The following is a 16,663-nucleotide window of genomic DNA, read 5'->3' as shown; positions in this document are numbered from 1 at the left end:
ATATAGAATAAATCAAATACGATACGTCACGTCGCTACTCTAACTTTTTTAACTTTTAACTCCCTTGTGGTTAATTTCATTTAGAGACCAGCGGTGTTCTACCGCTATGTTCGATCGCTCGCAGCTTTGTTCTAATTGCTTTTGAATGGCAAGGGCTTTACGCAGTGTAATAATAAGTTGGTGCACTTGTTGCTGCTGCGGCGATTGTGGACTGACAGCAAACATCGTTTTGCGCTCTAACAATTGAAGTAGCAATTCATAATGAATGTACGAAGGAAGGGGGATTGGCTCCATGAAAGCTAATATACCTCAGCGAACCGACACCCCATTGCAATTGCATGAGGCATCACAGGTGAACATTAGATGCCCGATTTTTTATTTGTTTTCTAACCGTACAATAACCCCTGCCTTGCCGATCGAATATTCGGGGCTGGGTGCGTTGGACACGCTAAATCTTGCGATCGACCCGCTTACAGAATAGATTTAATTGCTTTCTGGCAAAATATTTCTATGCAATATAGCTTTGAGTGCTATTTTTTTTTACAGTAGCGCTTGAGTCGATGCAGGCTAGAAATTCTCATTATTTACCTACTTAATCATTTTTTATCAGAATTAAGGGTGGTTTGTCAAGCGGTCTCGCCTTTCACAGGCTGGGAGGACGATCTGCCAGCGAGGCTAAAGCTGCACCCGGATCGGGCTGTTTGACTAAAGATTCACCGATGAGGACGGCTTGGGCGCCGGCGCTGGCAACTTGATTTAAGTCGTCGGGAGTGTGGATTCCTGACTCGCTGACGATGAGGATGCCTTTTGCTTGGATTTCGGTTTGTCGATCGGCTAATAGTTGACCGGTAGTTTCTAGGCTGACGGAAAAGTCTTCTAGGTTGCGGTTGTTGATGCCGATCAGGTTAACGCCTTCTAGGGTTAATACTCGATCGAGTTCTTCGAGAGTGTGAACTTCTATTAAAGCTGTCATGCCCAACGTCTTGACAATTTTTACAAAGTATTGTAAGTCTTTGTCAGATAGAATAGCTGCGATTAACAATACAGCATCGGCGCCGTGAATCCGGGCGAGATAAATTTGGTAGGGATAGATAATAAACTCTTTGCAAAGTAAGGGTAAATCGACGGCGGCACGGATTTTAGCGAGGTTGTCGAAGCTGCCTTGAAAGAACTTTTCATCGGTAAGTACGGAGATGCAACTGGCGCCGTTTTGTTGGTAAGCTAGAGCGATCGCCACTGGGTCGAAATCTTCACGAATTACGCCTTTGCTGGGAGAAGCTTTTTTAACTTCGGCGATAATAGCGGGTGTGGTTTTGCCGTTTTTGAGGGCGGCAAGAAAGTCGCGGATGGGCGGTGCAAACGGGAGTTTTTTATGAAGATCGGCTAAGGGAGTGCGATCGCGCTTTTGGGCCACTTCTACTTCTTTTTGCCAGACGATTTCTTCGAGGATGTGCTGAGGTTCGGCGTCGGGTACGGCGATTTGGTAGCTGAGGTAGAGGACGGAGACTGAGGTGCTAGGGGGACGGCGGCGGATTTGAAGCATGATAGGGGAATAAAGGGCGAGCTGGCTTTGATTTTCAGTTAAAAGCGTTGACATTTGCAGTGTAGTGTGCGTTTCGCGTAACTGCTTATGAGTGCTAAAGGATATTGTAGGGGTGATCGGGCTTTTTGCCATTCTCCTTGTTGAGCTATAATGAATTTCAGTGTTTCCCATTTTTCCTTAACTATGAGACTAGATACAATTTTTATCCGATTCTATAAGTCTTTCAACGTCGATCACGCGCGGCAATACCTCGCTACCGACAATCAATCTACCAAGCCCAATAAGCCCAATAAGTCCAATAAGTCCAATAAAAAAATCACAAAATATCCGTGGGAAATAATTAATGCAGATGGTAGCAACTTATGGTTTCCCTTTATTAGAGTCCCTATAGAGCCTGAAATTACGGCAGTTGTAGGTGCTAATGAATCAGGAAAATCACACCTACTGACTGCGATAGAGAAAGCAATTACTGGACGTGATCATGAAAATGAAGAAATCTCCGCTTCAGATTTTTGCCGATACTCTGACAGATTTCTAATCACGGCTGATAAATCACGTATTCCAGATTTTGTTACTGAATGGTCTGGCGTTTCTACAGAAGAAGCCGACCAAATCAAGGAACTCTCTGACATCCCGAAAGCTCAACAATTTAATAGGTTTTATTTGTTCAGGAAAAACGTTGATGAATTAATAATTTATCTACCTGAGGGTGAAAACCCACATCCAGTTAAATCACATTCTCTTGAACAATTTCAGAAAATACTACCAAGAACGAGAAGACTCGATACTAATACAGCCCTCCCAGATAGTGTACCGATTCAAAAATTAGTTCAAATTATCAATGGAAAGCCTGAAGGCACAAGATATGAATTATTATCTTTTGAAAAAAGAGATAAAATTAGATTATTGCTAGATCAATTAATGCAAAATTCAACCTTCTTTCAAAACTCACTTCCTCAAAATTCTCCATCTTCTAATAATGAGGAAAAAAAAGGAGATGAACTAATAAATACTCTTTTAAAAGAACTTGAAATTCACTATATAAATACAGATAAAGACAGCGAATTAAAGGAATAAAAAAGTGTAAAACTTGCCTATGACATGATATGCACTATTGCCAAGATTAGCAGGACAGCTATTGTTGAGCTAGCAAATGCAATGGGGAAAAATGATATAGGATATACGGAAGCATTAATAGATCAAATTAACAAACAACTATCAGCTAATCTAAATTTCCCGAAGTATTGGCCACAAGATAAAAAATTTCAAATTATCGTTCAAGCTAAAGATCATAATTTAGAATTCAGTATAGTCGATCGGACGGGAACAAAATATTCTTTTAAGGAGAGAAGCTCAGGTTTAAAATATTTTCTCAGTTACTTTATCCAACATAAGTCGTATCAACCACCTAATAGCATCCCTGAAATTCTTCTCATGGATGAACCTGACACCTACTTATCCAATCAAGCTCAACAGGATCTACTGAAGATTTTTGAAGAAGTTGCCAGTTCTGAAGATGGTACTCCTAGTTCTCAGGTAGTTTATGTTACTCACTCTCCTTTTCTGATCGATAAGAACCACTCTGAACGCATCCGTGTTTTGAATAAAGGAATTGGATATGAGGGGACACAAGTGGTTAAGAGTGCTGCCAATAACCGCTATGAACCGCTTCGTTCTTCATTAGGGGCATTTGTCGCTGAAACTGTTTATATCAGTCAGTGTAATCTTATGGTTGAGGGGCCGGTCGATCAAGTTTTGCTGGCAGGCGCATCAACTCATTTACAGCGAAGCGGTGCATCGGAGCTAGAAACTTTGAACTTGAATGAAATAACGATTGTGCCTGCTGGAGGAACTGGAAATGTTCCTTACATGACTTACTTAGCACGTGGTCGGGATACTGAGCAAGCAGCAGTGATTGTCCTTATGGACAGCGATTCAGATGGAAATAAAGCAAAGCTACAACTGACGGGGGAAAAGTATGGCTGGCAGCAGAATTATTTACTCAAACCACGTTATGTACTTCAAATCGGTGATTTGAGGAAACTAGGAGTGAATTTTCCGGAAAAACTCAAAGAGCCTCAAATAGAAGATATTATTCCTTTGAGGCTCAGTGTATTAGCAGCTCGCAAGTATGTAAAGTATTTTTATAGCATGGCAGAGCAGGATATACAAGATATCAAGGAAGAAGAGATTCAGAAAAAACTCGACGAAGGTATAACAATGTTCAAAGCGCTCAATTCCTGCGTTGAAGCGGCCTCGAAAAATAAACCACATTTAGACAAGCTTCCTTTTGCCAGAAGCGTCATTGAGGTAGTACAGGATCTTCATAAAAAAAGCTGTAGCGACCAAAAAGATTTAGATCCAAAAGATTTAGAGGCACTCAAGGAGTTCAACAATAACTTTAAAATTCTGTTCCGCGAACTTGATGAGCGAATTGCTGAAGCAGAACTTGAAAGAACGGGTGAAAAGGCTTCAGAGAAGATTTTGGGTTTAGCGGAAAGCTTCTTGAATAATCATCCTAATGGTGCTAAAAAAGAAGATGCTGTTGTTCTTTTACGTCAGGTAAATGCTTTGCTAATAGGAGATACTAACTTTGATGCTGAATTAATTGGAAAAGCGGTTGAAAATATCCGAGAAGTTCACAAGCTTGATACAAATCTAACGGAAAAAATCGAGAAATATCAGGAGTTTGAGACAGACATCAAAGCTTTGCATTATCAAGGAAAAAAGAAAGCTGAAGAACTTGCGGAAGAAGGCTAAAAAAAAAGGGACTTATAGAAGTTTGATTTTAGATGTCCATCTCAAAGTTATTGATGAAAACTGGTCGATCGATCTCGAATCCCCTTTTGTTATTGCCAAAATTCAGCCATATTTGCAGCATTGTGCTTAAAGTTTGCCCTCCAATCATTTACTACAAATATGATCGTTAACGATAAGCTTAAGAACATACTGACGCAATTACGATCGCACTCCGAGCAACTCTACGGCGATCGCCTCACCCAAATGGTACTTTACGGTTCCCAAGCCCGAGGTGACGCACGCCCCGACTCGGACATTGATATTTTAGTCGTCCTCAAAGGGCAAGTAAACCCAGGCGAAAAAATTAAAAGAACCAGCCACATTCGAGCCGATTTGTCGCTCCAAAATGATGAAGTGATTAGCTGTCTGTTTATGGACGAACAGCGATTTATACATTACAACGGGCCTTTATTGAGGAACATTCGCAAAGAGGGAATGTCATTTCTCAATAAGCCTTTGACGGGCGGGCAGGATGCCCACCCCACAAAAAAACTTACTCTTTGTGGAACAGGCATCTTGCCTGTTCTGGAGAATGCTAAAAGATGCAATTGCGAGCAGTTTCATCTCCTTTAACTTGCTCTACCACCGCCCTAAAATAGAATAATGAAATCCCCGACTTCTTCAAGAAGCCGGGGATATAAAACAAGAAAACAGCCCCTACAAATTAATGACTTCCCGCTCCAGCCGCCCGTTTAAACGCCTCATCCAACACTTCCGAAAGCGTTGGGTGCGTGTGCACTCGGAATGCTAAATTGTTCACCGAATCGCGCTGGGCGATCGCATTTGCCGCTTCCTGAATCAAATCCGAAGCGTGCAAACCGAAAATGTGAACTCCCAACAACTCTCCAGTATCTTTCCGGTAAATCACCTTAGCCGTACCGTCGGTTTCCCCTTCAGCAATAGCCTTAGAATTTCCCTTAAAATAAGTCTTGACAGAAGCTACCTCAAACCCTTCAGCTTTTCCTAACTCTTTTGCCGCAGGTTCCGTCATCCCCACATAGCTAATTTCCGGGTGAGTAAACGCCGCCGCCGGGATACTCAAATAGTCAACTTCGCGGGCACGGCCGCAAATATTTTCCACCGCAGCAATTCCCTGAGCAGACGCAGAATGCGCTAACATCATTTTGCCGTTAACATCGCCGATCGCCCACAAATTTTGCACCGGTTCTCCCGCCGCCAAAACCTGCATCTTATCGTTAACTGGGATATAACCGCGCATCGTTTCCACGCCAACAGTTTCTAACCCCAAATTCTTACTGACAGGAACTCGCCCAGTTGCTACCAAACAAGCATCAACTTCCAAAACTTCGACAATTTCCTTAGTTTTGAAATCAGCTAATTCAATAATGACCGGCGAACCAGGAGTAATCTTCTTCGCCAAAACACCTACTTTTGTTTCAATATCGCGGGGTGCAATTAACACTCGTTCTGCCAACTTAGCAATATCCGGGTCAAAAGTCGGCATCAACTGATCTAGAGCTTCAATCATCGTAATTTCGCAGCCCAGGGCCGTGTAAATATCCGAAAACTCCAAACCGATATAACCGCTGCCAATAATTGCGATCCACTTCGGCAGCGATTCCAACCTGACAGCATCATCGCTGGTAAATACAGTTTTGCCGTCAATTTCTATCCCGGGGGGGACGAAGGGAACCGAACCGGGAGCGAGAATAATATCCTTGGCGGTAATAGTTTTCTCGCCTTTATCGGTTTCGACGGTAATTTTTTGAGCACTGGCAATTTTGCCCCAACCTTGGATGACATCGACATTCAAACGTTTGAGGCTGTTGGTCAAGTCGCCGCGAAGTTTGCTAACAATAGTGTTAGCGTGATTGGCGATCGCCCCGCGATCGAAATCCACATTCCCCAACTGAATTCCCAAAGTCTTCAGGTGGTGGGCATTCCGCAACTCTCGCACTCGCCCCGAAGCCGCCAATAGCGCCTTCGAGGGAATGCAGCCGCGGTTGACGCAAGTCCCCCCCATGTCCCCTGCTTCGATAATTGCCACTTTCAGCCCGCAGCTAACCGCGTGTATGGCCGCGCCGTGTCCGCCCACGCCAGCGCCGATAATTGCTAAATCGTAATCAAATCCCTGAGTCACCTTAAAATCTCCTAATGCCTTTGAAATCTTAGGACTCAAGCAAAAAACACCGTCTCTCCGTCCTTTCGAGGTGGCGCGTTGCCATCGCAACCTTTGAACAGCGGTAATAGTTGCATAAGTCCTGTCTCCTTATTCTCGACTAGACTAGGGTTAATTAGACAACGAAAGAGCCGTAACTGAGATTTTTTCAGGGTCAATGATTTTGAGCTGGGTCTGCACCAAGTCTCAAATCACTCAGTAGGCGGCTGTAGAGTTAAATATAAGTTTGAAGGCTGACAATGGTCGCTGCAGGTTTTATATGGGGCAGCAAGTTCAGCAACAGGCATTCCACCGTCCGGTTAAATTGTGTGCGCTTGCTTGTTTTAGTCGGGTTTTCATGTCTGTACGCGCCGGGGGCGGGCAGAGTTTATTGGCAACTTTTAGAGTCTATGGAGTGGCTTATGACAGATGACGACCAGAAAGATTTACGCCGGGCCTCGGCTCAATCCTTTTTTGAGTCCCTGGATGAATTGTTCGATTCTATAGAATCGAACAGCACTCAAGCGGCACAACCTAAATCTCCACCGCCTCCGGCTAAGTCTGCGAGTCAGTCTTCGAGTTTGCCGAAGAAGACTAGACCGGCGAAAATTAATTTGTCGGATTTTGAAGATGCGATCGCCGATTTGGAACAGTTTATCCAGAGCAAACACCAGAAACGCCCTGAATCCAATCAATAGTGCGATGACAAATTTTCAAGTAAGGACTGTTGACTGTTAACTGTTGACTGTTGACAAGCGAAAAATTTTAGACCGAAGTTCCAGCTCCCAGATTCATCTGTGGAGTCAATTTTTAAATCTAAAATCTAAAATCTAAAATCTAAAATCGACTGGCTGTTAACGGTGCTTTAAGCTTAAGGTGCTTATGTCGCCGCCTACAATATATTCATATTTCATTGAGGATGGCTTTACAAGAATCAAGCCAAATAAATTATCTCACTTTACTATTAATAGCCTTATTTTTAGGCTTTGACGGCTGCGGTAATTGCCTCGCTCGCACTTCAATCGCGCGATCGCCGATCGCACTCAAAGGCAACTCCAATTCATCAAGATCATTGCGGAACTTGACCGGAATATCAGCACCGTTAATAATCGCTCCCAACAGCCGCGGCCCGGATTTATTCGACTCGTCCTCCTCAGATTCCAGCAACTGATCTGCAGCCTCAGACAACATACTAGACAAAGTGTAACCAGGCCGCGCCACCAAAATCATACCGTCCGTGTACGGTTCCAGCGTCAGCGCGTCGTTGCACTCGCTCAAAGCCGGAGAATCCACAACCACAAAATCAAAGCGGTTGCGAACATCCTCAAACAATCTCCGCATTTCGCTCGATTCGAGTACGGCGGAGGCTTGCCGCAAAAAGCCGGGACTCGGCACAACGTATAGATTCTCTACCTCTGGAACCAAAAGGACACACTCGCTAATATTGCCGTAATAGTGCAAAGGTTCCACCGTCGCCAAAGGATCGGCAGCAATTTTCAAAGATTCAACGTTAGAAGCCGATCGCAAATCTGCTTCAATTAGCAAAGTCCGTTTACCCGATCGAGCCGATGCAATTGCCAAATTGTAAGCACTAAAACTTTTCCCCTCCAAAGGCGCCGCCGAAGTCAGCAACACCACCTTCACCGGTTTGTCCCCAATCCGGCGCAAATTAGTACGCAACCGCTCGTAAAATTCCAAATAGGGAGAATTTACCTCCAGGGCCAGAGGCATTTCATCGCCGTAGGAATCAAACACCGTGACTTCAGGCAAAACTGCCAGTATCGGCACCTCTTTTTCCACCAAAGCCGCCCGCACTTCTTCCCAACTGTAAAACTTGCCGTTGAGCATCCCCAACAAAAATATCAACCCCCCGCCCAGCAGCAATCCCACAAATCCGCCCACCGCCAGCATCACGGGCAAACCTCTCTTGTTTGACTCAACGTCATCAGTTTTCGGAAATTCGGCGATTCTCAAACTCCCCGTTGTCTCAGCTACCGCCGCCTCAGCATCTACCAAAGCCGACTGCATCTTGTCGTAGAGAGCTTTTTTGAACGCCACTTGCTGGGCTAACCGAGCTTGTTCTAACTGCTTGTTGGGGATTGTCGCGTGTTCCCGGCGCAATTCTTTTTCAGTTTTCTCGATTCCTTGAAGTTGCTGTTGCACCGTATCGTGCTGCGTTTGCAAAGCAATCAAAGTTTGAGCTAACTGCTGTCTGGCCGGATCTAAAGAAGAGTCTACCCGAATTCGATCGGCACTTCTGAGCGGAGCCGCCACCCCGTTACCGCCGAGTACCTCAGATTGCCGCTGCTGCAACTGCTGCTCAAAAGCAAGTTTTTGTTTGAGCAATTCTACAATTTTCGGGTGTTCCTCCTGCAAGTCGCTGCGGAGAATTTTGAGCTGAGATTCGATCGAAAACAATTGCACTCGCAGTTGGGCAATAATTGGATCGGCAGAGAGTGCTTGAGCGACGTAAGCTTGCTCCACATTCAATCCCAAGCGAGCCTGCAAACTATTAATTTGAGCTTCAATTCCTCCCAACTGCACGCGGAGTTGCCGCTGCTGCTGTTGGATGCTGGTAATCGCTTGCGGCAAAGCACCGCTCTGAGCTGCTAAAATTGAAGTTCCTTCTCGTTTTTCGTAGGCTTCAAGTTTTGCTTCCGTCTCTCGGAGTTCCTCAGTTACTTTCGGCAAACGCTGGTTAATTTGGGCGATCGTCGCTCGCAGTCTAGAAGTATTAAATGTTTTGCTGTACTCCACCATTTCCTTCATCAGCGTCTCTACTACCTCTACTGCTTTTTTACGATCGGCATTTTTGTACAATACTTGAATCAAAGCGCTGGGGTCATTATTCTTAGTGGGCATCTTTACTTGCACATCTTTTGCCAGCTTTTTAGCCAAAGCCTGTACTTTTTTTGCCGCTTCTTCTTGGTTTAATTTTTGTTGGGGTTTGATGAGTTTTTCTGCGGCTGGTTTAATCACCCTTGTATCCAGCAGCATATCTTTAGTTATTTCTTGTCCTTCCTGTTGAATTTTAGTAGTAGTCGATGAAAAAATCACGCTCGGTCTGTCGTAGGCCAGCGTACCTATTGCAACGTAAACTGGCGCCGCCTTTGGCTGCAGGGCCACTACTCCCGACACCCCCACACTCACCGCGAGAGTAGCCAGTCCCACCCACTTGTATTGGTCGAAAGCAATTAAATAACGTTTGACAACTGATAAAGTCATGACGATTTTAGATTTTAGATTTTAGATTGCTAATTGTTAACGATAACTAATGATTGCTGACAAATGATACCCATTTCCCAAAAAGCTGCAACTGTAGGTAAATTGTAAACGCATATCGCATAAGTCATTCCCCATCGAAACTCGCAAATTTAATTTTTAAAATGGTATGACTACCTATCATTACGTGACGGGCCGAACAAATCTGTTACCCCATTTCTCAACTGTTCAAAGAACAGAATAAATCCCAAAGTATCCCGGAATGGTCGAGTAAAAGTATTGATTACATAACCAATACGCTCTACCAAATTCCTACCAATCACAATCACATCATTATCTTCGAGCATCGGGTTCTGAGAAACATTGCCCTCCAAAGCAGCTTTAGCATCTATCGAACGGTTGATTGCTCTACCTTGCTTTTCGTCGAACCGAATCAGGGCTATTTTCCGCAAGTCAGCTAGATTAACAGGCAAGTTGTTGAGAGCATCCAAAAACCTGCTGCCATTTTCTACGTAGAACGAGGTCAAACCACCACTAGCGTAACTCAAAACTCGAACGTAGATCCTCGGCTTAATCAGGGTAGACCGCGCCACCAGAGCTTTGTCGTAGTTTAGGTTTTTGGTACTAGCGTCCAATTCCGGGATGACAATCACATCTCCCGAGGCCAAAGGAAAATCGAACAAATCGTTAGCGTTTGCTAGGGGAGTGTAGAGGTCGATTGGTTCCTCCACCGAGGAGCCGTCCATCAGCGTCCGCCGCACTCGCACCTCCCGCAAATCGGCTTTTCCCGTCACTCCCCCCGCAATCACCAAAGCAGCCGAAATTCGACCAGAACCCGCCGGAAGCGTGTAAAAACCCGGTTTGCTGACTTCTCCGGTGACAGTGATTTGGACGGGGACAGCAGCAGCAGCGAGGCTGTACCTGGATGCTAAATCTTGATCGGATTTGCGATCGGGCGTAACCTGTTTATACGGTACGACGATCGCATCTCCATCTTCCAAACGCAAATCCGGCGGAGCAATACCAGTTTGCAACGGTGTCAAAATATCAACAACTTGCTCCGCGACAGCACCTCCCGGCAGAGTCCGCCGCACCCGCACCGCCCGCAGTTCCGCCGTAGGATTAGTCCCAGCAGCAGCCGCCAGAGCCGCAGGAAGCTGGGGGGTTTGCAGCGGATAAAAACCCGGTCTGGCCACTTCCCCCGTCACCGTCACCACTACCGGGCGCTGAACCAGCAAAGCAGCCGAGACTTGAGGATTTTTGATAAATTGGCCAAAGCGCTCGCGGAGGCGCTGCTGTGATTCTTCGACGGTAAGACCGCGCACATTTACTGTTCCGATTAGCGGTAGTACAATTACCCCTTCAGGGCTGATTGGACCTGTAAAACCTAGCTCTGGGAAGCGCTGAACTTGAACAGAAATCTGGTCTCCCGGGCCAAGGCGGTAGGGCCGATTCCGAAAAGCTGGGTTAATATCCCGGTTGAAATTGGCAGGCGGCAGTGGCGGTACGCGCAATGGCGGTGGCGGCAGGAGCCGCTCGTCTCTTGGAACAACAGATTGAGCTAAAGCCGTTTCCGAAAAAATTTTGCTGTTAAAGCCCCAGAATACAGCAGCAAAAGATAGAGTCCAAGCAGTTGAATACAGACCTGCCAAGGAAAAAGCGAGGCGATTTTTAATAGTGGATTTTTCCCGCATTTTGATAGGATTTAAAAAAGTAATATTTTGAATAATGACCTGACTTGTAAGTTTCATCTAAATATAGCGACGAGAAAAAACAATAAGATATTTTAGGGGCGAGTTGAAGCCGGATATTTACTAGGAAGCAGTTGATTTTGGCAAAACCCGCCCACCCCCTAGGCCTATTTATTTGCACCTACCTGCTTACTCAAAGCGAAAAGTTTCTGTAATTAATTTAGCCTGGACACTTTCGGCAAGAGATTCCAGCAATGGTTGAGCTATCTTAATGTCGCCCTGCGGTTGAATGGGAAGGATGATACTGACAGCAACCCAAGAGGCGCGGCGGTTCGACAGTCTAGCAATGCTGTCTTCCCAAAACCAACGGCTGGTTGCTGGAGAACCACCGTTAGGCCAAGCGTACCACTGCATGACAGCAAAAGTTTGTTGGGGATTCCAGCTTCGGAAAAACCGGGCCTCGACGGTAGAGGGCGGCTTGTCGGGTATGGGCGCTAATTTAACTGTAAACCTCAAAGTGCGATGAGAATCTGTTTGCCACCGGTGAAATCCATCAATATCTAACCATTCTACCTGGGGCTGGTTTTTGGGGCCATTTTGAGGCAACAGCAATAAAATGGCAACTGTTCGATCATTTTTAATTTCTTCAGCTAACCATCTGTGACCGCCAATTTGGACGTTATTCTGGACCCGCATCACCTGCCACCCGGGAAGTGTCATCCCGTTTTGGCGCAAACTTTTCAATTGCTTGAGGTTTGCAACAGTTGGCGGGTTTGTCCAAGGCCACCTTCCTGTCGCGTAGCCGGGAATTGCTACTACCCCAACCAGTATCAGCAAAAACACCAGTATCATAATTTTAGATAATTGATACCGCCGCAGTAATTTCCGTGCTGAAATCATCTGTTTCATTAATTGCTAGACTGGCTTGGGAAATACTTTTCTACCCCGTTGAGGAGAAGTACCAATAAGCCTAGTATACAAGCAGAATACAAGTCTCCGCCCCATCCGGCGTGCAGCCAAGTAAAAAGCCCCTCTCTCTCGGTTCCGTGAAAGTAAGTGAGCAAAGTGTTGCGGACAATGTTGGAAGTGATGCTAATGATGGATGTACTAACTAAAAACAAAATGCTTCTTTTGTGAGAACTCCAAACTCCCGTCCAATCTAGCAGAATTAAGCTGACGTAAAGACTGGTAAACAGCATTTTCAAGCCTGCACAGTGCGGAGCAACTTCTACAATGCGATCGTTTACGTACAGATAAATTTCTTCCACTCTCACGTTGAGACCAACTTTAATTAATATCAATCCTGATGTCTCAGCAATGAATTGCTGCAACGGCAAGGCGTAGGGTTCAATGAGGTAAGGAATGTGGTTTGGCGAGGCAAAAAATACAAATAAAAGCGGCATCGCCTGCAATTTCAAGCCGGGAATTCCTTTTAAAGATAAGCAAATGCTGGCCAGCATTACGGGCAGGGATAAATTTACTAAATCGCTCAAGCGACTCAGATAAAAAAGCGTGGCTAGTACCAGCAAAAAGCCTCCCACAGGATGCGGTGAGTTGGGCAAGCTGCGCCAGCACTTTCGGTTCATCCAAGCAGTATAAGCTGCGTAGGGCAAACCAATTAGTCCGTGGCTGAAATATTCGTGTTCGAGGCTGATGCTTTTGTTAAACCAGCCGTCGTACCAGTGTAATAGCAGGGGGGCGTACAGCAGCACTAGGAGCACCGTGATACCTTCCGCCAGGAGGTATCGCTTGAAAACAATGCGAATTCTGCGCTGGATGTGCATGGTTTGAGAAGTTTTAAGATTGCCGCGCTGGATTCGCAACGCTTTCGGGTTTTAAACTGTGAGTTAAAGATTTATTAATTCCCCACCAAAACGCTTTGAGAACCGCACCTTACTGCTTGAAACACCTGCCGCATAAATTTTATGAACAATTAGCAATTCAATGATAGTACGATCGCCCGAACAACTTGCTCGATCTGAGTATTGCTCAATCCGGGATACATTGGCAATGATAAAATTTGTTGGCACAGGGTTTCTGCGCGGGGGAAGTCGCCCCGATTGCCTAAGTTTTGGTAGGCGGGTTGCAGGTGACAAGGTACGGGATAGTGTATGCCTGTTTGAATGCCGTCTTGGGCGAGTTTTTCCTGAAGGGTGTTGCGGTCGATCGAGCTTTCCTCAGTAATTTTGATCACATAGAGGTGATAAATGTGACCGCTGCTGCTGTGGTTGGCGATCGGTACAATGCCTTTGTGTTTCAATGGTGCTAGTAGAGTATTGTAGTGTTGGGCGGCGTCGGTGCGATCGCGATTCCATTTTTCTAAGTAAGGCAATTTAACGTTGAGCACGGCGGCTTGCAAATTGTCGAGGCGGCTGTTGGTGCCAATTTCTGTGTGCAAATATTTACTGGGTGCTCCGTAATTGCGGAGAGTTCGCATTTTGTCTGCCAGTTGTGCATCGTTAGTAATTAACATCCCGCCGTCGCCAAAAGAACCGAGGTTTTTGCTGGGATAAAAGCTGAATGCTGCTGCTTTACCAATGGAACCAGCGCGGTATCCTTCTCTGTGGGCTAAGTGCGCTTGGGCGGCATCTTCAAATATGATTAAATCGTGGCGGTTTGCAAAATCTAAAAGCTGCCCGGGCGATACCATTTGACCGTAAAGGTGTACGGGAATAATTGCTTTAGTTTTCGAGGTAACTGCTGTTTCGGCTGCTGTGAGGTCAATCAGGGCGGTTTCCGGGTCGCAATCTACAAGAATAGGTATAGCTTTGGCTTGGAGGACGGCGATCGCGGTGGCGATAAAAGTGTTAGCGGGTATGATAATTTCGTCGCCCGCATTAATGCCGCAAGCTTGGAGTCCCAGAGCGATCGCATCAGTTCCGCAAGCCACTCCTACGCCGTATTTTACTCCAGAAGCTGCTGCAAATGCTGTTTCAAATTCGGCGAGTGCATCGCCTAAAATAAAGTCTCCTTCCTGGATGATTTTTCTAATAGCTTCTGCTATTTGCGATTGAATTGGTTGGTGTTGCAATGAGAAGTTTACAAACGGAACTTTTGGCGGGCGGTTACTCATAAACTATCGAGGCATAATTCTTTATATTAACATTTTAGTGCGGATAGCATTTGATTTTTTTTAACCGCAGAGGACGCATAGTAAAAGAGGGGAAAGGGAGAGTTTTTCCGGAATAGCTGCGCTTCACGTACTTTTTTTTGATTCAGCAACTAAATGAGTTTTTTCGGTAATATAGAAGCAGATAATTTTGCAGCAAGCAATCGCAATCATGGAATACAAAAAACTCGGCGACAGCGACTTATCAGTATCTGAAATCTGTTTGGGTACGATGACTTACGGCCAGCAGAATACCGTTGAGGAAGCGGCCCAACAGCTCGATTTTGCGATCGATAGAGGAATCAACTTTATCGATACGGCAGAAATGTATCCTGTCCCTGGAAAGGCGGAAACTCAGGGAAAAACAGAGGAATATATCGGCGAATGGTTGGCGAAACAGCAGCGGGATAAAGTCATTATAGCGACTAAAGTGGCGGGCAGAAGCACTCGCTTAAAGTGGATTCGGGAAGGAAAAAATCAGATCGATCGCCCAAATGTCGAAAAAGCCCTGAATGACAGCCTGAAGCGCTTGCAAACTGACTACATCGACCTGTATCAAATCCACTGGCCCGATCGCTACGTCCCGCTATTTGGCGCGCCGGATTACGACATCGCCCAAGAGCACGAAACAGTCCCGATTTTGGAACAGTTAGAGGTATTTGCTGACTTAATTAAAGCTGGCAAAATCCGCTATTTGGGTTTGAGTAACGAGACGCCTTGGGGAGTTTGCGAGTTCTGCACGTTGGCGGAAAAACACGGTTTGCCGAAAGTTGTTTCGATTCAGAATGCTTTCAGTTTGACCAATCGGACATTTCACCTAAATTTAGCAGAAACTTGCCGCTTTAAGAATGTGGGATTGATGGCTTACAGTCCTTTGGGGTTTGGGCTGTTAACGGGTAAATACTTGAATGGAATTCCCGAAAATTCAAGGTTGGCTTTATTTGCTGGATTTGGTCAGCGTTACGATAAAACTAATCTGAACGATGCGGTGAAAGCGTATGTTGAGATTGCGGGGAAACATGGGATAAGTCCGGCGCAGATGGCTTTGGCGTATGTGCGATCGCGCTGGTTTGTCACGAGCACAATTATCGGTGCAACCAGTCTCGAACAATTGGAGGAAAATATCGGTAGTTTGGAGGTTAATTTGGATAAGGATATCATAGCGGAAATCGATGCGGTGCACGCTAAGTATCCGAATCCGACACCGTAAGTTTATTAGTAGGTTGGGTTGAGGTAACAAAACCCAACTTACCACTTTAATATGCGAAAATTACATAAACAGAACTTACGCACTCCCCCAAAGAAACCGGGTTTTTTAGTGAATCTGCAGGCTGTAACGAAGTTTTATCGCAAAAAACCCGGTTTGTGAGTTCCCCTGCGTAAGTTTTAGTTGAGGAAGTTTGCAACTTCTGGTTGGGAAAAGGTTTTTGAATGCGATCGCACTCACGTATTAGATGTGCTAAGAGGTTTTCTTCAGGAAGTGATGCAGCTAGCTGTAGATCGAGGTTACATCACGCTGGAAGAGAAGACGGATACTGTGGTATTGAGCAAGTAGTTGGTTTGGGTGGTGTTAAGGGCGATCGGTCTTTTTGTTGTCAATGAACATTTAAACCTTGTTTAACATCCGTTCCCAGCCCTGGGAAGGCGATCGCACTTTTTGTTGTCAATGAATATTTTAACCGCAGATGATGTACGGGCGAGACGCCCGTATCACAAATCATGTACGGGCGAGACGCCCGTACCACGATAGCCCCGGCTGTTTCTGGTGGCGCAATTTTGCGATCGGCGAGGGCGATGGGTTCAGTTAAACTCACTGCATCGAATAACTGAAATTTGCTCATTGCTGTCTCCCAAATCGCTTGTTGACTTGGATACTGTCGATCGGTAGGGGCGATCGTAAATAAAAGTCACTTTTTTTAGTACAAAAGTATCAGTGTAGTTTAGTACACAAGTATTTATGTAGTTTAGCACACAAGTATTTATGTAAAACACAAGTATTTATGTAAAACACAAGTATTTATGTAAAACACAAGTATTTATGTAAAACACAAGTATTTATGTAAATCACAAGTATTTATGTAAAACACAAGTATTTATGTAAATCACAAGTATTTATGTAAATCACAAGTATTTATGTAAATCACAAGTATTTATGTAAATCACAAGTATTTATGTAAATC

General features: G+C 45.1%; 15 protein-coding genes. 6 read left to right on the top strand and 9 right to left on the bottom strand.

The features are described 5' to 3' along the window. Window positions 1-48: 48 nt before the first annotated feature. On the bottom strand, window positions 49-294 hold the full coding sequence (locus QUB14_RS08850) for a DUF5340 domain-containing protein (RefSeq protein WP_333037960.1): 246 nt from the start codon (window positions 292-294) through the stop codon (window positions 49-51). Between the two features lie 349 nt (window positions 295-643). Beyond that, a complete protein-coding gene (trpC, locus tag QUB14_RS08845; protein ID WP_333218326.1) occupies window positions 644-1,543 on the bottom strand; it encodes an indole-3-glycerol phosphate synthase TrpC in 900 nt (299 codons plus the stop codon). A 150-nt stretch (window positions 1,544-1,693) separates the two neighbouring features. On the opposite strand from trpC, the gene QUB14_RS08840 reads away from it, so the two are divergent. The 3 genes from QUB14_RS08840 to QUB14_RS08830 all read left to right on the top strand — a co-directional run bounded on the left by QUB14_RS08840 (window position 1,694) and on the right by QUB14_RS08830 (window position 4,915). Beyond that, on the top strand, window positions 1,694-2,620 hold the full coding sequence (locus QUB14_RS08840; RefSeq protein ID WP_333218296.1) for a hypothetical protein: 927 nt from the start codon (window positions 1,694-1,696) through the stop codon (window positions 2,618-2,620). 24 nt (window positions 2,621-2,644) lie between these two features. Then, window positions 2,645-4,303, top strand: a complete 1,659-nt coding sequence (locus tag QUB14_RS08835; RefSeq protein WP_333299536.1) for an AAA family ATPase — start codon at window positions 2,645-2,647, stop codon at window positions 4,301-4,303. Window positions 4,304-4,462: 159 nt separating this feature from the next. Next, window positions 4,463-4,915, top strand: coding sequence for a nucleotidyltransferase domain-containing protein (locus QUB14_RS08830; RefSeq protein ID WP_333218294.1), 453 nt, complete (start codon window positions 4,463-4,465; stop codon window positions 4,913-4,915). A gap of 91 nt (window positions 4,916-5,006) precedes the next feature. On the opposite strand, the gene lpdA is transcribed toward QUB14_RS08830, so the two are convergent. Then, window positions 5,007-6,443, bottom strand: a complete 1,437-nt coding sequence (gene lpdA / locus QUB14_RS08825; protein ID WP_333218293.1) for a dihydrolipoyl dehydrogenase — start codon at window positions 6,441-6,443, stop codon at window positions 5,007-5,009. 440 nt (window positions 6,444-6,883) lie between these two features. Between lpdA and QUB14_RS08820 the strand changes: the two genes are divergently transcribed. Beyond that, on the top strand, window positions 6,884-7,159 hold the full coding sequence (locus tag QUB14_RS08820; RefSeq protein ID WP_333149812.1) for a hypothetical protein: 276 nt from the start codon (window positions 6,884-6,886) through the stop codon (window positions 7,157-7,159). A gap of 250 nt (window positions 7,160-7,409) precedes the next feature. Here QUB14_RS08820 and QUB14_RS08815 read toward each other — a convergent pair whose 3' ends face one another. The 5 genes from QUB14_RS08815 to QUB14_RS08795 all read right to left on the bottom strand — a co-directional run bounded on the left by QUB14_RS08815 (window position 7,410) and on the right by QUB14_RS08795 (window position 14,447). Further along, complete coding sequence (locus QUB14_RS08815; protein ID WP_333218292.1) at window positions 7,410-9,686, bottom strand: AAA family ATPase; 2,277 nt, start codon at window positions 9,684-9,686, stop codon at window positions 7,410-7,412. A gap of 170 nt (window positions 9,687-9,856) precedes the next feature. Next, complete coding sequence (locus QUB14_RS08810; RefSeq protein WP_333218291.1) at window positions 9,857-11,434, bottom strand: polysaccharide biosynthesis/export family protein; 1,578 nt, start codon at window positions 11,432-11,434, stop codon at window positions 9,857-9,859. Window positions 11,435-11,563: 129 nt separating this feature from the next. Next, window positions 11,564-12,283, bottom strand: coding sequence for a cyanoexosortase B system-associated protein (locus QUB14_RS08805; protein WP_190662734.1), 720 nt, complete (start codon window positions 12,281-12,283; stop codon window positions 11,564-11,566). Continuing rightward, the gene (gene crtB, locus QUB14_RS08800) at window positions 12,283-13,158 is read right to left on the bottom strand and encodes a cyanoexosortase B (protein ID WP_333218325.1); all 876 of its coding nucleotides are present in this window, start codon (window positions 13,156-13,158) and stop codon (window positions 12,283-12,285) included. Before crtB ends, QUB14_RS08805 begins: the two co-directional genes overlap by 1 nt. Before the next feature lie 149 nt (window positions 13,159-13,307). Continuing rightward, window positions 13,308-14,447 carry a DegT/DnrJ/EryC1/StrS family aminotransferase gene (locus QUB14_RS08795; protein WP_333218290.1) on the bottom strand — a complete coding sequence of 380 codons (1,140 nt, stop codon included), beginning with the start codon at window positions 14,445-14,447 and terminating at the stop codon, window positions 13,308-13,310. A gap of 187 nt (window positions 14,448-14,634) precedes the next feature. Between QUB14_RS08795 and QUB14_RS08790 the strand changes: the two genes are divergently transcribed. Next, entirely contained in the window at window positions 14,635-15,693 is a 1,059-nt protein-coding gene (locus QUB14_RS08790; protein WP_333297154.1) for an NADP(H)-dependent aldo-keto reductase, read from the top strand. A gap of 180 nt (window positions 15,694-15,873) precedes the next feature. Then, complete coding sequence (locus tag QUB14_RS08785; protein ID WP_333218288.1) at window positions 15,874-16,038, top strand: hypothetical protein; 165 nt, start codon at window positions 15,874-15,876, stop codon at window positions 16,036-16,038. Between the two features lie 40 nt (window positions 16,039-16,078). Here QUB14_RS08785 and QUB14_RS08780 read toward each other — a convergent pair whose 3' ends face one another. After that, window positions 16,079-16,324 carry a hypothetical protein gene (locus QUB14_RS08780; RefSeq protein ID WP_333218287.1) on the bottom strand — a complete coding sequence of 82 codons (246 nt, stop codon included), beginning with the start codon at window positions 16,322-16,324 and terminating at the stop codon, window positions 16,079-16,081. Window positions 16,325-16,663: the final 339 nt, after the last annotated feature.

Origin of the sequence: Microcoleus sp. B3-D2 (genome assembly GCF_036705345.1) — a bacterium.
In the GTDB taxonomy this organism is placed as follows: Bacteria; Cyanobacteriota; Cyanobacteriia; order Cyanobacteriales; family Microcoleaceae; genus Microcoleus.
This window is presented reverse-complemented; position numbering and strand designations above follow the sequence as displayed.